This is a genomic window from Paenibacillus sp. 01T431 (genome assembly GCF_056398625.1).
Map to the genome: position 1 here is coordinate 115,845 of NZ_JBFTPT010000016.1, position 17,302 is coordinate 133,146.

The following is a 17,302-nucleotide window of genomic DNA, read 5'->3' on the forward strand; positions in this document are numbered from 1 at the left end:
AAGGACATCTACGTTTGTCTTTGTTACAATAAGATGACATCCGCAACTATTTAGGAGCAATTGAAGTCTAATCTATGTACCCTTGCTAGCAGTTCGTTCATCCGATCTTTCGTGCAAGTGACTATCAAGAGAGGTGAATGAATAGAATGAGTGATTTGATTTTGGAACAACGCACTGCCAGCCAATTCGATAAGAAAACACGCAGAAAGAAAGGAAACCGTACCTTCCTTCTTTTTGTCTGCATATGGGTCATTATTATATGCTCCGGCATATTGGGCGCCAAATGGTATACCGAACGGATTCAGCAGACGTTATCCGCAAACTTGGAGCAGCAAACCGCTGGCCAAATTGCGGCTATGCAGCAAGCTTATGAGGCTCGCATGCTGAAGCTCGAAACCGACTACACCGCAGATCTTGCTGAGCTAAAGGCAAAAGTCGATGCGCTAAATGAACTGCTTACGTTCACGAAGGACAACGCCGCTTCCAAAACGGACAACAGCAACAAGCTGTATACGCAGTTGAATGAAGTGAAAAAACAGCTTAATGAGCTGCAGAAGAGCTTGGACGTGCTCAAATGAATATAACCGTCAAAGCGTTAAATCGAACTGCACTGCTTGCCTGTGCACCTTTTCTAGGCATTATGATCTGGCTGTTATTGTCCGATATCGTTATTCAATTATCTGCTGAAGCCTTTCCAAAGCCCATTACCGAGCAAACAAGGCTTCCCGAATCCGATATTAAGCATGCCGCTGCCGGCCTTGACCTCGCACAGGAGACAGCATCACAAACACGAGAGTCCATTCAAAGACAGCTGAAGCTGTACAAAGAAACGAATGCCGATATGGCAAAGATATCCTCCATGGCTGCATCGCAGGCAATGAGACCTTTGCAAATTTACGACCGCAATATTACGAGCAAGCTTGGCAAGGTCGCCGGCACGATTGAATCGGACAAGCTAAGAGCACAGCTTTTCTACATAAAAGCAGAAAACTTCTCGGCGTACGCGCTCAAGGTGAAACTTAAGAGCAAAGATGCGATGACGATGTCGCTCGGCGGTGAAGAGCTTGGACAAGCAGAGACTACTCTCGCCGCAGTAGCCCGGCACGGAGCTGTTGCCGGCATTAATGCAGGCGGCTTTGCAGATGGACGAGGCAAAAGATATCCGCTAAGCACAACCATTGTGGACGGAGATTACGTGACAAGCTTCGAACCGCCGCGTGCGGATTTGTTTTTTGTAGGCTTAAACGAGCAAAATGAGCTCATCGGAGGAAAATTCGCAAGCAAACAACAGCTGGATGCCAAAAACCCGAAATTCGGTGCATCCTTTGTTCCTGTACTGCTGCGCGGCGGATCTCCACAACCGATCCCAGCCAAATGGCAGACCAGTCCAAAGCGCGCGCCACGGACCGTCATTGCTAATTTCAAGGATGATCAACTACTGTTTCTTGTAGCTGACGGCTACAACGAATCAGGCAGCTCAGGGGCTACGCTTGGTGAAATGCAGCTATTGCTGCAGCGCTATGGCGCCGTTGACGGCTACAACCTTGATGGCGGCGGCTCGTCCTCGCTCATTTTTAACGGAAGAGTCATTAATAAGCCTTCCGACGGACAGCTTCGCAAGCTGCCGACGCACTTTTTGTTATTTAAATAATTAGGCCTGCATAGCGCGATGAAGATGATTTCTGAATATACTATTATCGAACTCCTAAGTTTTGACCCCTACTACTGTTCTTCGGAAAGGAGCAGCACGAATGGGCATTGGATCGAAATGGTACCGCAAATCATTGTTGACGATTACAGGCATTCCTCTGGTAGAAAGGCTTTCAACTACGTATGGAAAAAAACTCGCGAGCCGATTTATTGCGGGGGAGACGCTTGAAGAGGCTTTGCTTGAGCTCGAAAAGCTGGGCAAGCTAGGCATTATGGCAACGCTTGACCATCTTGGCGAAGGTATACAGGACTTAAGCGAGGCATCAGCATACAGAGATCAATATTTGAAGCTAATCGAAGGCATAGCTGATCGAAAAGCTAATTCTCATGTATCGCTGAAGCCTACTCAAATGGGTCTCGCTCTTGACCAAGCGGCTTGTTACGCCAACATTCGAGACGTAGTCAAGCATGCAAGGCGCCATCGAAACTTCGTTCGAATTGACATGGAGAATACGCCTTACACGCAAGCTACAATCGATATCGTTAAAAGGCTCCACAAAGAAGGCTTAACCAATGTCGGCACCGTGCTGCAGGCTTACCTATTCCGAACGGAGCAGGATGTTAACGATATGCTTCAAGCACGCATAAGCTTGCGACTCGTTAAAGGCGCCTACAAAGAATCGAGTGAGGTCGCCTATCAAGATAAAAACGAGGTCATCGACAATTTCAAAGGCATGATCAAGGCTCATTTGGACAAAGGCATCTATACCGCCATTGCCTCACATGATGATACGATCATTAGCTGGGTAAAAGCTTATGCGCGCACGAACCGTATTGCCAAAAGCGCCTTCGAGTTCCAAATGCTCTACGGCCTCCGCATGAATGAACAGGCGAAGCTCGCAAAGGAAGGCTACCGCATCCGCTGTTACGTCCCTTACGGCGCCATGTGGTACCCCTACTTCACCCGCCGACTAGCCGAGAAACCTGCAAACCTTATGCTCGTTCTTAAAAACATGTCCGGTCTAAAGAAGGAATCTCCTAAGTAAAAACAGTCGAGCAGGATAGCTTTACCTGCTCGACTGTTTTTTTCTATCGATCTTCGTACCAATACCCTTTGATCCCCTTCTCTAGGCGAAGCAAAGCTTCCAAATAATAATAATCGCCCCAAATCATAAAATCGTCCGGAGACGATCCGCCTCGAACATGGTAAGAGCCTCTTTTGATCAAGCCATCCACATTCGGCTCATTGATGGTCGAATAATTGAGTACAAGCGACTCCATCACAAGCCGTATTCTGCGTTCGAAATACGCGCGCTCCCGGTCACTCTCATCCATTAAATCGAGCAGCTCCAACAAACCGGCGCAAAAGATGGCAGAAGCCGAGCTGTCACGAGGCGTTTCAGCCTCGATAGGCGCATTAAAGTCCCAATAAGCAACTTCATCCTCTGGCAGATGGCTCAAGAAAAACCGCGCCAGCCTTTTTGACGTCTCTAGGTAAAGCCGATCCTTCGTATACCGGTACGACAGCGCGAATCCATATACACCCCATGCTTGTCCCCGTGTCCACGTCGACCCGTTTGTGTAGCCTTGAGCTGTATCGCCGCCGATCGGTTCGCCATTTTTTTGATCAAAATGAAAGGTATGATAGGACGAGTCATCCCCGCGGACAAGATAACGTCGGCTCTTGTCAGCATGGAGAACCGCAGCCTGGCGGTACCGTTCATCGCCTGTCTGCTCGAAGGCCCAGTAAAGCAAAGGCAAATTCATCATGCAGTCGATAATAATGCGGCCGCCGTTTACAGAGTCGCCAGCAGGTCCCCACGCTTGAAAATATTGACCCGGCTCGCGCCACCTTGCCAATAGTTTGTCGGCGGCCCTTAAAGCAAGCTGCCTCGCAGCTTCATCCTTTTCTATGATCCACTGTGCTTTAGCCGACAGCGAGTACAAAAATCCGATATCATGATGATCCAGCACCCGGTCCGCTTCATAGCGCTCCCGGAAGCTTTCAACGGTTCGGGCTGCCGCTTGCCGAAATGCGTCATCGCCGCTGTACTCGTAACAAAGCCATAACATGCCAGACCAAAAACCATCGGTCCAATCCTCATTGGCGTTCAACTCATACGAGCGGCCACCGTCCGTGCTGACATGTGGAAATTGACCGCCAAATTTGCCGATATTGAGCCTCGTCTTCTGTAAAGCGTCCTCAATAGCTGTTTGCCATACGCTCATCGGATTCATCCTCCCCATATTCCGGCATCATTCAAAAATAAAAGACGGCTCTCAGCCTCACCGCTCTAGAGCTTCTCTTCCGTCCCTACTCTGCCTATACTGTCCCGGCGTTATGCCTTCGTACTTTTTAAACACCCTTAGCAAAGATTGGCTGCTTGCAAAGCCGCATTGCTCGGCAATATCTTGAATGGCGTGGTTGGTCTCAGCAAGCAGCGATTTCACCTTGTCAACACGCCGCTTATTAACAAAATCAACGAGATTCTCTCCGGTTTGCTCTTTGAAAAATCGAGATAAGTAAGTCGGATTAATATCGAAAGCAAGCGAAATGCTCGTCAGGCTAATATTCATATCATTCAAGTTATGAAGGACATGCTCGACAACTTGGCTCTTCAAATCGGTATTATGGCTTTTCTTCTTTTGCTGCAAATAATCACAGGCTTTCTTTAGGAAGTCCAAAATTTCTTCTTCCATCTCTGCGAAGGTTTCGCATTCTGTAATCTGCTTAATTAAATCCGTTTTCTCCACCATAATTTCTTTCGTGCTAAGTTGAAGCTGCTCTACCGCTTTCAGCATCGTGCCGACGAGTTCGAACATCAGCAATTTTCCCATTTGAATGGACAGCGTTCCCTCGGAAAAATTCGTAATGAGGATACGCTGCAGGACAGCTGCCGCCTCATCGTAATTGCCTGCCGCCATCAAGTTAATTAATTGACGTTCGGTATCGAGCGGATAATACAAATCATTTTTGGGACGCTTAATCGATTCATAGGAAATGATTTGGTTGGAGCCAAGAACAAGCTTATATTCCAGAGACTCGACCGCTTCCTCGTAACATTTTGGGAGCGTCGACCAAAACGTATGGATATCACTGACACCCACGGAAAAACGAACGAAAAATTTATCTTGAATAAAACGTTTAGCGTCATTTGCCACTTTGAGCAGCTCTTTCTTTGCTTCCTTCTCTTTCCCTAGGACGTTTACAACGCAAGCAATCATGCCGTCAACTTCCGTGAAATAAGTGCGATGGTCTGCGGATAACAGCTCCTCAAAAATGTTCGTAACGATCAGGTAAACGAATTGAAGCTTCCTCTCCGCATCCATTTCTTGATTCGCCTGAAACAGCCGTTCATAGTCTTCGATCTGCAGTAGCAAGACGGCAAACCGGTCTGTCTCGAACCGAAAATCAAACGATTCAATGGCTTGCGGCAGTGCGGAGCTCATATCCACCCGGCCTTTCAACAGTCGGGCCAAAAATTGGTTGCGCAGAACTTGATGCTGCTCAAGCAGCTTTCTACTTGCTTCATCTTGGATGGCTGCGCTGTCGGTCATAAACGATTGCAGAACCGCAAATTCGTTCGGCATATTCATCATGTTTGTTTTGACCTTTGTTGAAACAAAATTCATCATATTTTGAATAGGGGCATAATTTCTTCGCGTAAGCCAAAAGGCGCTAAGTCCGCCCAGTCCGATGCAAAGCAGCATCGCAATATAAATCAAATTTTTCAGCAGCTTCACTTTAGCGGAATACACTTGCTCCGGCAAAACCGAAATATAGGTCCAATTCGTCGTATCCGACTTCACATAAGATATGGCCGCATCGTTGCCGTCCACTAGTTCCGTAAGAAAACCGCGTTGATTGCTCATTTTCGGTATCGGCAGCTCAGCCAGTCCAGTCTGAGGGCCAGTAATCATGATGGGATGGCCCTCGCGATCGAGGATATAAACCGAACCCTCGGTTGCTAGACCGACTTTCGAAATCGCTTGCTTGAGCCGATCCTGATTGAGCAGCACAACAAGAGTCGCAGGGGCAGCTTTAATCTCTTGAATAGGCAAGGATTGCACGTAAACGAGCGAGTTTTCCGTTTGTTTGGCGCCTTCATTTAATGTAACGAAAAGACCAGCATGGCTCGCCCGGAGCCACTCTGTCCATTCCGCAAAGCTTTTTCCCGATGCCTTATGGAGCACGGAATACAAATCGTCTGCCGGCATGAACGTCGTTGTCGTTATCCCATATTCTTTGTTCTTGAGATAGATATAGGCATCGGTTATATTGCCGTTGGCAATCGTATAAGACTGAAGGCTCGAGATCATTTCCATCGTGCCGAACCTGGCTTCCGCCGTATCCAACGTTTCACGGTTTAAATACGTCATGACTTTCGGGTCAAACGATAATTGCGTGCCTAACCTGCGAATATCAGTGATCTGATTGTCCACTAATTGCCGAACCTGATCGAGGAGCGTGTCGTTAGCTCTGCGCACTTCCTTGACCAGCATTTCTTGTGATTGCAGCAGGACGATCAAGGTAATAAGGATTGGAATAAATAAAACAAATAAATACGAGTACAGCCAAAACTTATAAACCTTGCGTTTCATATGAGCATCCACCGCCAGAGAATTATACTCCGAGTATATACCAACTACTCTTTTACCGCACCGATCATAACGCCCTTCGCGAAAAACTTTTGCAGAAACGGATACACCAGCAATATCGGAAGCGTCGCAACCATAATCGTGGCATATTTGATGCTTTCCCTGATTCCTTCTTGATCCGCCATCGCGTCTCCCAGCTGCATGGAGCTCGTATCGTTAATAACCAATATTTCTCGTAAAATGATCTGCAGCGGAAATAATTCACGGTCACGGATAAACAACATCGCATTGAACCAAGAATTCCAGTGGGCAACGCCGTAGTAAAGAATCATAACCGCGATAATCGGCATGGAAAGCGGGACGACGATTTTGAACAAAATGCCGAACTCCCCGGAGCCATCTATTTTGGCAGATTCGATCAAGCTCTCGGGAATCGCCTCGAAGGAGGTGCGCATGATGATCAGATTCCATGTGCTGATTGCGACCGGCACGATTAACGCCAGCAAGCTGTTGCCCATATGCAGCCAATTGTTGATCAATAAATAAGTGGGAATCAGTCCGCCGCTAAAATACATCGTAAATATGATAGCGATCATAATCGGTTTGCGCAGCATGAACTTACGGGACAAGCCGTAGGCGCCAAGCGCCGTGAAAAACAAGTTAAACAGCGTTCCAGAGAAGAGGATCAGGAGCGTATTCCGGTATCCGCTGAATATATTCGGATTGTCGAGCACGCGGGAGTAAGCCTCCCAGCTAAATCCAAGCGGACCTAGGAGCATGCCTTGATGTGCAATCAATCGATTAGAGTCGCTTAAGGAAGCCATTACGACATGATAAAAAGGATAAATGGTGACGACGATAAGCAAAAGCATGAGAATGGCGTTCAATATATCAAATGTGCGGTCTGTCATCGTATTATTTTTCAAGTTCCCATTCCCCCTTACCATAATCGGTTCCCGGATACCCGGCGGGAAAACCAGTTGGCGCTGATGAGCAAAACAAAGTTGATGCCCGCTTGAAACAAGCCGACGGCAGAAGTAAAGCTGTAGTCCTGGCCTTCCGCAAGCCCTTTCCTGTACACAAAGGAGGAGATAATATCCGCAGTCTCATAGGTATTCGGATTGTAGAGCAATATAATCTTCTCAAATCCGATATCCATCAGTCCTCCGATTCTAAGAATGAGCAAAATCATAATGATTGGAATCAATCCCGGAAGCGTAATGCTCCACATTTGCCTAAACCTCCCGGCACCATCGACTCTGGCCGCTTCGTAGAGCTCGGGATTAATGCCGCTGAGCGCCGCCAAGAAGATGATAGACGACCAGCCAAGCTCCTGCCATATGCTGGAGAATACATATATGAACCGAAAGTTAGCGGCATCGCCAAGCAAAGTAGTGCGTTCGCCCCCGAAAAATTCGATCATCGTACTAATAATCCCATCACGGTTCGTAAAATCGAGAATGAGTCCGCAAATGACAATGAGCGATACAAAGTGAGGTAGATAGACGACCGTTTGAACGACGTTTTTAAACAGCTTCAAACGGATTTCATTGAGCAAAATAGCAAGAATAATCGGCGCTGGAAAACCAAACAAGAGCTGATAGAAGCTTAGCAGCAGCGTATTGCGCAGCACCCGCCAAAAGTAGATGCTGTCAAAAAAGTCCTTGAAATTGTCAAGGCCAACCCATGGGCTTCCCCATACACCCTTGGCAATGCTGAAATCCTTAAAGGCAATAATCGAACCGTACATCGGAAGATATTTGAAAATAAAATAATACAAAACAACTGGCAGCACCATAAAATAGATGGCTTTATTTCTCACAAGATCGTTAGCTAGTTTTCTCATCATCGCAGGTGCACTCTCTTTCCACCGAAATTGATTTTTAAAGGAAGGGGAGTGTGTTCCCCCCTTCCTTCAATCGGTTTAACGTTTGTTGAAACGGTCGAAAGCGGCTTGCTGAATTTCTATCGCGCGCTCGATTCCCATTTTCTTAAACTGCTCGATCGCTTTATCGAAGCTGTCCAAACTAGAGGTGCCCATAATCAGTTTCGTGACAATCTCTGAACGATACGTATCCACATCCGTCATGATTTTACTGAATTCGCTTGCTTCCTCCGGCGTCAAGGAAACGGGAGGAATGAGAACGGAGGCAGAGTTTTTCGCGAATTTGGCATACGCTTTTACTGCTTCCTTCTGGGCGTCGAGCGAATAGTATTGGTCATTATAACGGTCATCGTCCGGACCCGGGAACGGATAGTTCGCAATGAAGTTTTTCGCCATCGCTTGGCCGATCGGCAGTCCGTCCGGATTTTTCATGATCAAATCCGTAAATTTAGGCTGGCCATCCACCAGCGTATACGTTGTGCCGTCAATACCGAAGTTTTTCAGCATAGCGCCTTCTTCGCTGAACAAATAATCAAGGGCCTTAATCGTAGCTTCCGGATTTTTGTTTGCGCTTGTGATGACGGCTCCCGTATTGCTGTAATCCCAGCCGGTTTCCGTAAATTTAGGCTCATCTCCTTTATTCATTACCGGATATTGAACTGCGGAAAGCATCGCCTTCGGATCATCCTGCTGCAAGGAAGGAAGCCATGCGCCCATGCTGCCGCCAATGTAACCGAAGGTAGCGGCTGCCTTGCCTGAAGTGATCTTCGCTTCCTTCGCTTTGTTGTCGTTGGAAGCATAGTCCGGATCAATCAAACCCTCTTTATACCATTTTTGCATACGCGCCAAGTAGTCCTTAAATGCAGGCTGAAGCGGCCCATACTCGATTTTGTCGCCATTCAGATAAAAATCTTTGCCGATGCCGTATGCCCCGATAAAGTCCATCGAGCTTTTTGATCCTAGAAGCATGTCTTTCTCGGACGTATATGGAATGACACCTTTTTTCTCTTTAATCGTTTTTAGAACAATCTCCCATTCGTCGATCGTTTCGGGCAGCTGCAAGCCCAGCTCATCGAGCCAATCCTTCCGTATCATCTGGCCGGAGAACGTTTTGTATTTGCCGTGATCGCCAACCTTCAGGTTAGGGAATACGTAAATATCCCCGTTATCCGCTTTAATTTGCTTGGCGATAAGCGGATATTCTTCGAGAATTTTTTTCAAATTCGGTGCGTGCTGATCAATAAGATCGTTTAATTTAATGATCGTTCCATCCTGAAACAGCTTGGCTGGACCGCCTTGGAAGTTGGACATGTTCCACACAATCAAGTCCGGAAGCACATTGGAAGCTACCATCACGCCGAATTGCTGCTGAGCATCGGCACCCGTGCCCGTCGGATGTTCAAAGTCAAATTTCACATTCGTCTTTTTCTCCCATTCCTTTACCATCGCTACATCGCTTAAGCTTTGAACGACGGCTTGCGCATTAGGATTTAAAGGATGCCAGAGCTTTAGCTTTACAGGTTCAGCCGATTTATCACCTTTCCCCGCATTTTCTTTCGCTCCGTTGCCGGATGCCGCGTTGTTAGCGGGTTGTTCTGACTTGCCGCTGGAGCAAGCCGTTGCAATTCCTCCGAACATCAACACGATGGCAAGCAGAAGAGCAATTCTAGTAAATATACTTTTTTTCATGCGTGACTCCCCTTTACGAATTTATTTATGAGACGCCTGCCGGTTGCCGGCTCGCCTTAATCCCAATCTAATGGATAATAGCAGCCCCGTACATTTTCAATTGCTATAACGGTATTCATTTTTGTACAAACAGCGATTTGCGATTCTTTACACGATATCCTTTTTTGTAGAAAACCTTTAAACAATGCTGTTGCGACGCCTTATTTCAACCTCATCGGGTTCGGCCCGAGGCCCGGAAATTCCTCTACCAGAACATGAATAGAAATGATTTCCGCAAAAAAAAGATGTCCCGGATTCCTAAGAATATTCGGGACATCTTTGCTTCTTCGGGCTATTTAATTATAAGTGCTTGTATTAACCGATTTCCGGCTGATGCTCCGGCTGATGCAGGGCGACCGTGCCGTCATCAAGACGCAGCCATGATTCCACTTTCCGTTCGTTTTCGGTCAAGCGGATCACGCGGGCACCCCGCGGGAAACCATCCTTGCCGTAAGTGTTGTATCCTGTTGCTCGTCCGTAATAAAGACGAATCCCGTAAAGCTCTCCCCAATAGTCGTTCGTGTGGTCATGGCCGCAAAAAGTTGCAATCACGTCTCCCTGTGCCAACATCGCTGAGAAGAAACCTGCTTGCGTCTGCGCGGCGCATACCCCCTCATGTTTATGGCCATAGCACACTTCCCGGTCCCACACTTCTTGGTATTCAGGCAGAGGGATATGAAAGAATGCGAGTGCCGGCAATGCAGCGCCCTGATGACGAGCTTTCCACTCCTTGGATTGCTCCATGTACCACTGCACTTGATCATGCTGAATCCAATCGTAGCCGGGTACGCCAGGCAGCTTGGAATAATCGCCGGAGTCCAGGCAGTAAAGCACAGCGGCCGCTTGATCGTTGTCAGACCCAAGTACAGGTAACGCATAGTTGCCTGTGCCATGGATATCCCGCGGTCCTGGCTCGGCAAACGTATGAGCGTGCTTTAGCACCTCGCCCATCAGGTCATCGCGGGTAATATCGTTCTCCGTATCGTGGTTGCCGAATACGATTCCCCACGGAATGCCTCTCTGCTCGGCAGCGGCAACCGCGTCCCGAAACGCTTGAAGCGGATCTTGGCATAAGACTGCCCCGTCTGAACCTCTGCCCGTGAAAATGACATCTCCTGTAAACATAACAAAATCCGGTTGTTCAGCCTCAAGTACAAGCTCCATCGTAGCCTTGGAACGCAAATCTAAGTCCGATCCGTCCTGCCAATGAATATCTGTGAACTGGACAATTGTAAAAGTGCCGTCTTTGCGAAAACGAAGCTTTTTGGCGTTTTCCATCTTTATCCTTACTCCCTCTCCATTAGGTATTCAGGTGCTATTGTTTAATGCCCTGATGACGCAATCATAATGATGCCCATAACTACAGCGATCGAAGCCGTAATTCTGCGAGTCCCTTGCGACTCTTTTAATACAAATAGACCAAGGAGCGTGCCAAACACGATTCCCACCTCGCGCATAGGCGCAACTGTAGAAATATTGGCATTTCTGGCTGCAAACAAAAACAACAAGTACGAGCCCGGAGACAAGATAGCACCAATCCAGATAATATTAATATGAGTGCGAATAACATGCTTAAGCCGTTTAGAGCGAAGAACAGCAGGCGTCAGTCCGAGTACAAAACCGATATTCGTCACCTCAAGCAGCGCAAGGGGAGAAAGATGCTGTAAATTCACTTTATCGATAAGCGTGTAAGTGGTAATGCATAGCCCAACGCTCATCGCCAGCAGTACAGGCTTATAGAAAGACTGCTGATGCCCTTTGCCCGAAGATCTTCCGATCATGACGATGAACCCGATCAGCATAAAGCTGAGTCCGATCCAGCCCCACAAAGGCAATGTCTCTTTTAATAGCAATACGCCGATGGCTGGGATAAGCAAGGTTGGTGTCCCCCGCATGATCGGATACACTTGCGATAAATCTCCAGCATTATAGGTGTAAGCGAGCAGCAGCGAATAAACGCTTTGCATCATTAACGATGCCCCGATTAACAGCCACTGTGTCTGCGATAGGGACGCACTCAAAAGTTCATTAATGAGTGTCGGAAGCAAAACAATAGTCGCAGGCATATAAATCACCCATAAGAACAACGCTTTATCCGTACTTTGCTTAGCTAGCATATTCCACACCGCATGCGCCAAACCGGAACACAAGACAAGAATAAGAGAAATAACAATCAATTAAGAAACACCTCCATCGATCCACATTTAGATTCAACTATCAGTTCCACATATTCCAACACAATATCACACAAACACACACGTTTACAATATCTTAATATATACTTTTCATTAGAAAGCAAAAAAAGACCCTTGGTATATAACCAAGAGTCTTTAGGACAGTCAAAGTCCCCTTTATTATTCATCTCTACTTATAAACAATCTCAATTCCGCTCTGTTTATATTTATCGACTAGATCAAGGCCGATCTTCGAATCTGTAACGAAACGTTCTACATCCGCGCAACCGCACACCTTGAGCAGGGAGACTTGATCAAATTTACTGCTGTCGGCAAGCGCGATCGTGCTTTTTGCGTTTGCTTGCATAATCTTCTTCACCTGTACTTCACCAATCGCGTTGTCAGTAATGCCTTCGTCCAATGTAACTCCGCTCATACTCATAAAAAACAAGTCTGCATGAAAGCGGGAAGCGAATTCTTCAGCCAAGTCTCCGATAATGCTCTGTTCTGCTTGGCGGATAATGCCTCCGATCATGATCAGCGTAAAACCGGGGACATCGATTAATTCATTTACGATTGGCAAGGAATTCGTAATAATCGTCAATCGCTCGAACTTTGTCTTGAGCATCTTCGCAATCTGAGTATTGGTTGTGCTTACATCAAGTGCGATGGACATTCCTTCCGTTACATATCGAATGGCGAGCTGCGACAATTCCGTCTTCTCCGTTAAGTAAATCGATTCACGAATCGGCAGCGGGATTTCCCGGCTGTAATCCGGCTCTTTTAAAATCGCACCGCCATGAACCCTCTGCAATAAGCCTAGGTTCTCCAAATGCTCTAGATCGCGCCTTATCGTTTCAAAAGAGACACCAAACGATTCCATAAGCTCCGACGCTCGAATCGATTTGTCGCTATTTATTTTTTGGATAATTAATTGATGCCGCTGCTGTGCGAACAATTGCTATCACTCCTCTATGCCGTGCCTTCCGGTAATTCCTGCTTCTTGATTAGTAGTCTACCATAAATCAAGGAAAGAGGCTCAGCCGCTAAGAGCAGTGTTCATCTTGTATCCCTTTCATTCGCGGCATTAAATTTTAATGCAATAGCGGCTTTAAGCATTCTCATGTCACGCTCGCTGTCCAAATAAAGCTGTTCCGCTTCTTGCTGCGTGATCCTCTCGAACCGAAAACGGTCGCCGGGCTTTAGCTGTGCAAAAACAGGAATATCGACCGTTGCGACTTGCGCAATACGTAGATAACCACCCGTTGTCTGTCTGTCCGCCAGCAGCACGATCGGCTCTCCGCCAGCCGGTACTTGGACCGTTCCGTTTGCGACAGCCTCCGAAAGCAGCTCAAGCGGCTTCGCGAGCGTCAGCTTCTCTGTTCCTTCGAGCCGGTATCCCATTCGATCGGACTGTGCGGAAATCTGGAAGCTCTGGCTAAATAAGCTCGCCCGGCTTGTCTCTGTAAACAGCTCGTAATGCGTGCCCGTCATCGCGCGAATGATCGGGTCCGCTAGATTGTCCGCTATCGCAAAATGACTCGCATGCCATTGAGGCACAACGAAGCTGCCATTCCATCCCAGGCGCAAAGCATGCTCCATTCGCTCTGACAGCAGGCTCGGCGCCTTTGCTGCCAGTACATCTCCTGACTTTAATGCCCTTCCGAAATAACCTCCGATTGCGCCGCGCAGATACGTACTTTTGCTTCCCATGACCTCCGGTACATCAAGTCCGCCCGCAACTGCAAGATAGGAGCGGCAGCCCGATTGGCAAGCTCCGAATTTCACGCTCATTCCCGCGCGAACGAGTACTGGTCTCCATAAGGGCAGCGTCTCACCTCCAGCGGTAACAGACATACGCGCGCCGCAAATAGCGAGCAGCGTATCCTTCTCCATAAAGAGCTCCGTTCCGGTAAGCGTAATTTCCAGCACTGCCTCACTATCCTCGTTGCCGACTAACAGATTAGCCGCACGCGAAGCTCCCGTATCCATAGCCCCGCCGGCGACTACGCCGTATTTTTGATACCCATGCCTTCCGAGATCTTGTACAGTAACGAGCAAGCCGGGACGAACAACTTTTATAGTCATAATTCACCTTCTAAATAAAGCTTGTACTGCCGCTCCGTTATCGGCTTAAACCTAATCAAGTCCCCCGGTCTAAGCAAGCTTGGAATTTCGTCCTGAGGACGAAATAGAGCAAGCGGCGTTCTGCCGATCAGCTGCCAGCCGCCCGGCGTTGCAACCGAATATATGCCCGTTTGCATGCCAGCTATGCCGACGCTGCCCTGAGGAATGATCGTCCGAGGCGTCTGATGTCTTGGTGCGGCAATCCGCTCAGACATTCCTCCCAAATAAGGAAAGCCTGGCGCAAAGCCGAGCATATGGACCAAGTAGCTGCCACCAGCATGTATAGCGATCACTTCCTCCTCCGGAAGTCCGTTAAGCTCAGCAACTAGGCTAAGGTCAGGACCGTACTCTCCGCCATAGCAAACCGGAATTTCAATCGTTCTATCCGCCTGATCGGAAGAGTGCAGCTGCTCTAGAGATAGGTACGTCTGCACTCTAGCGCATACCGTTTCAAAGATTGTAGCATGCTGAAGCTCGGCTGCAGTGCGGCTTCTCTTCACCAGCAGCGGGTCATAGTGGATCGCCACCGAGACAAAGGATGGGACGCATTCAATGAACCCAGCAAATGGTTTCCACTCCAAATGGCGGCTTAAATTCATGACCGTTCGGTTCGTTTCTTCGTCAATGGAGCTGCCTAAACGAATAATAACGGCAGAGTCACCAAGCGGCAGCATTTCAATAGGAGCCTGAGGTTCCGTTGCAGCCTTCTCCATGCTCATACACCCGCCTTCTGAACAGATATGCTCGCTGCCTCTAATGCCGCCCGCAGTCTTATGACATGCTCTACTGCGCCTGGCGTATCCCCATGCACGCATACCGTATCCGCCTTCAAAATAAAGCTATGATGCTGCCTTGTATTAACCTCGCCATCTCTGATCATCCTTATCGCTTGCTCTGCAGCGCGAACAGGATCAACAATAACAGCACCTTCCGTCCCTCGCGGCGTTAGTAAGCCGTCCGACTCGTACGTTCGGTCTGCGAATACTTCATGGATTGTACGCAAGCCTATATCCTCGCCTGCGTGAATAAGCTCACTGCCCGCTAATCCGAACAGCATCAGACTCGGATTAACCTTATATATTGCCTCTGCTATCGCGTCAGCTAACGGTCTGCTCTTCGCAGCCATATTATACAAAGCGCCATGCGGTTTCACATGTGCGACGCTTCCACCTTCTGATTTAGCAAAAGCATACACCGCACCCAGCTGATATACCGTCAGCTCATATGCCTCCTCCGGCGTTATGGCCATCATCCTTCGACCGAAGCCTGCCAAATCCGGAAGCCCTGGATGCGCTCCAATGGCTACATCATTCTCTAGCGCCAGCTTAACCGTGCGCCGTATTGTCGCTGCATCCCCAGCGTGAAAACCGCAAGCGATATTCGCCGAAGTAATATATTTCATCAGCTCGTTATCGAGGCCAGCTGTGTAAACCCCAAAACCTTCACCCATATCGCAGTTTAAATCCACGCGAAACATATGCTCTCCCCCGTCTGCTCGCCTGCCAAAGCCAGCTCTATTTCCAAAATTATATCAAATTTCAGCTCGAAAATAAGCAGCCCTATCCTCTGCGTCTCTCCACCATAAGGCTAAACTACAAAAAAAAGAAGCAGCGCCGGTCCAGCGCTGCTTCTTCCATAATATTTGTTTATTCCCCGCCCATAAATACGTAACGGCCAATGATAAGCACCGCTAGAATCCACATGAGCCAGTGAACCTTGTATTTGCCTTTGCCTGTTACATTAGCAACCGTTGCAAGCAATACGTACGATACGATACCGAACGAAATACCGTTTGCAATGTTGTAAGTAAGCGGCATAAGTGCAAGTGTCAAGAAGGATGGAATCGCATAAACCATATCTGAAAAATCGATATCTTTTACGGATTGCATCATCAGCACGCCTACGATAATTAGTGCAGCAGCTGTAGCTGCGCCTGGAACAAGCGCAACGATTGGAGACAAGAAGATAGCAAGCAGGAAGCAAACGCCTGTCGTTACTGCCGTTAGGCCCGTACGTCCGCCTTGCGCAATACCTGCAGAGCTTTCTACGAATGCGGTAACTGTACTTGTACCAAGCACCGCGCCGCCGCTGACGCCGATCGCATCAACGAACATCGCTTTACCTACACGTTTTTTGCCCTTTTCAGCGTCCTTCATGTAGCCCGCACGGTTTGCTGTACCAACAAGCGTACCGAACGTATCGAACATTTCGACGAAGGTAAATGTCAGGATAACCGTTACCAGTCCGACTTCAAATACGCCTGCAAAGTCAAAATGCCAGAAGTTCATTTTGGAGAAATCAGGCACCCATGTTTGACCAGTGAATGCTGCTTTCACATCAACATGACCCATTAGAATAGCAATAACAGTCGTACCAAGAATACCGAACAAAAGCGCTCCCGGTACACGCAGTACCATCAGCACGCCAATAAGAAGCAATGCAATCACGGTAAGTACAACCGTTTCATTATGGAAGCTTCCCAGTTGAATAACGGTTTCGGAGCCGCCCACTGGTGTGAATTTACCTGCTTCAATGTCTGTGAAGCTTGATACTGCGATTGTCATAATACCGCTGTTTTTCAAGCCGATAATGGTGATGAACAAGCCGATACCGACTGTAATCGCATGCTTCAAGCTGTCTGGAACAGCTGTGATAAGCATTTGGCGAATTTGGGTAAGCGTCAATATGATAAAGATAATACCTGAAATAAATACCGCGGTTAGTCCCATTGCTGGTGAGATCGGTGCGTCCGTTGACGCCGATGCGATAACGACCGATGCAAAATACGCATTAAGACCCATACCTGGTGCTAGCGCAACTGGGAAGTTAACGAACAAGCCCATCGCGATAGTGAAGATACCTGCTGCTAGTGCCGTTGCAAGAAACACGGCTGTCCAATCCAAGCCAGCTGGCGTTAGTATGATTGGATTGACGGCTAATATGTAAGCCATCGTCATGAAAGTCGTCAGCCCCGCCATAATCTCTGTTCTGACATTTGTTCCGTGTTCCTTTAAGCGAAAGAAACGTTCCATTTTGATTACAAACCTCCCAAAAATGTGGTGGAACAAACAAAGAAGCCTAGTAAAAATGCAATAGATCGCATTTCTCCCAGGCTCTGCAAAAAGGGGAAAAAGATACC

General features: G+C 47.8%; 15 protein-coding genes. 3 read left to right on the forward strand and 12 right to left on the reverse strand.

Annotated features, from left to right (window positions below; translation table 11 throughout):
• The first annotated feature begins 146 nt into the window (after positions 1-146).
• The 3 genes from AC1DM9_RS26480 to AC1DM9_RS26490 all read left to right on the forward strand — a co-directional run bounded on the left by AC1DM9_RS26480 (position 147) and on the right by AC1DM9_RS26490 (position 2,696).
• On the forward strand, positions 147-578 hold the full coding sequence (locus tag AC1DM9_RS26480) for a hypothetical protein (protein WP_339206942.1): 432 nt from the start codon (positions 147-149) through the stop codon (positions 576-578).
• Positions 575-1,651, forward strand: a complete 1,077-nt coding sequence (locus tag AC1DM9_RS26485) for a phosphodiester glycosidase family protein (protein ID WP_339206941.1) — start codon at positions 575-577, stop codon at positions 1,649-1,651. Before AC1DM9_RS26480 ends, AC1DM9_RS26485 begins: the two co-directional genes overlap by 4 nt.
• Before the next feature lie 100 nt (positions 1,652-1,751).
• Positions 1,752-2,696: a proline dehydrogenase family protein gene (locus AC1DM9_RS26490; RefSeq protein ID WP_477583055.1), complete on the forward strand. Its 945-nt coding sequence runs from the start codon at positions 1,752-1,754 to the stop codon at positions 2,694-2,696.
• A 43-nt stretch (positions 2,697-2,739) separates the two neighbouring features.
• Here the strand turns inward: AC1DM9_RS26490 and AC1DM9_RS26495 are convergent, their stop codons facing one another.
• From AC1DM9_RS26495 to AC1DM9_RS26550, 12 genes are all read right to left on the reverse strand, one after another.
• Positions 2,740-3,879 (reverse strand): glycoside hydrolase family 88 protein, encoded by a 1,140-nt coding sequence (locus AC1DM9_RS26495; RefSeq protein ID WP_477583057.1) that lies wholly within the window; start codon positions 3,877-3,879, stop codon positions 2,740-2,742.
• Between the two features lie 57 nt (positions 3,880-3,936).
• On the reverse strand, positions 3,937-6,252 hold the full coding sequence (locus tag AC1DM9_RS26500; RefSeq protein ID WP_477583059.1) for a helix-turn-helix domain-containing protein: 2,316 nt from the start codon (positions 6,250-6,252) through the stop codon (positions 3,937-3,939).
• 44 nt (positions 6,253-6,296) lie between these two features.
• Positions 6,297-7,160 carry a carbohydrate ABC transporter permease gene (locus tag AC1DM9_RS26505; RefSeq protein ID WP_256711070.1) on the reverse strand — a complete coding sequence of 288 codons (864 nt, stop codon included), beginning with the start codon at positions 7,158-7,160 and terminating at the stop codon, positions 6,297-6,299.
• A 29-nt stretch (positions 7,161-7,189) separates the two neighbouring features.
• Complete coding sequence (locus tag AC1DM9_RS26510) at positions 7,190-8,095, reverse strand: ABC transporter permease (RefSeq protein WP_054027178.1); 906 nt, start codon at positions 8,093-8,095, stop codon at positions 7,190-7,192.
• A gap of 78 nt (positions 8,096-8,173) precedes the next feature.
• Positions 8,174-9,823: a type 2 periplasmic-binding domain-containing protein gene (locus AC1DM9_RS26515; protein ID WP_477583061.1), complete on the reverse strand. Its 1,650-nt coding sequence runs from the start codon at positions 9,821-9,823 to the stop codon at positions 8,174-8,176.
• Positions 9,824-10,177: 354 nt separating this feature from the next.
• Entirely contained in the window at positions 10,178-11,140 is a 963-nt protein-coding gene (locus AC1DM9_RS26520; protein WP_477583063.1) for a metallophosphoesterase family protein, read from the reverse strand.
• 44 nt (positions 11,141-11,184) lie between these two features.
• The gene (locus AC1DM9_RS26525; protein ID WP_477583065.1) at positions 11,185-12,039 is read right to left on the reverse strand and encodes a DMT family transporter; all 855 of its coding nucleotides are present in this window, start codon (positions 12,037-12,039) and stop codon (positions 11,185-11,187) included.
• A gap of 187 nt (positions 12,040-12,226) precedes the next feature.
• Positions 12,227-12,994 carry a DeoR/GlpR family DNA-binding transcription regulator gene (locus AC1DM9_RS26530; protein ID WP_477583067.1) on the reverse strand — a complete coding sequence of 256 codons (768 nt, stop codon included), beginning with the start codon at positions 12,992-12,994 and terminating at the stop codon, positions 12,227-12,229.
• A 101-nt stretch (positions 12,995-13,095) separates the two neighbouring features.
• The gene (locus tag AC1DM9_RS26535; RefSeq protein WP_477583069.1) at positions 13,096-14,124 is read right to left on the reverse strand and encodes a 5-oxoprolinase subunit C family protein; all 1,029 of its coding nucleotides are present in this window, start codon (positions 14,122-14,124) and stop codon (positions 13,096-13,098) included.
• Positions 14,121-14,876: a 5-oxoprolinase subunit PxpB gene (gene pxpB / locus AC1DM9_RS26540; protein WP_477510498.1), complete on the reverse strand. Its 756-nt coding sequence runs from the start codon at positions 14,874-14,876 to the stop codon at positions 14,121-14,123. The genes AC1DM9_RS26535 and pxpB overlap by 4 nt, the downstream gene beginning before the upstream one ends.
• Positions 14,877-14,878: 2 nt before the next feature.
• The gene (locus AC1DM9_RS26545) at positions 14,879-15,640 is read right to left on the reverse strand and encodes a 5-oxoprolinase subunit PxpA (RefSeq protein ID WP_477510446.1); all 762 of its coding nucleotides are present in this window, start codon (positions 15,638-15,640) and stop codon (positions 14,879-14,881) included.
• A 169-nt stretch (positions 15,641-15,809) separates the two neighbouring features.
• Positions 15,810-17,195, reverse strand: coding sequence for an NCS2 family permease (locus tag AC1DM9_RS26550; protein ID WP_477510445.1), 1,386 nt, complete (start codon positions 17,193-17,195; stop codon positions 15,810-15,812).
• Between the last annotated feature and the right edge of the window lie 107 nt (positions 17,196-17,302).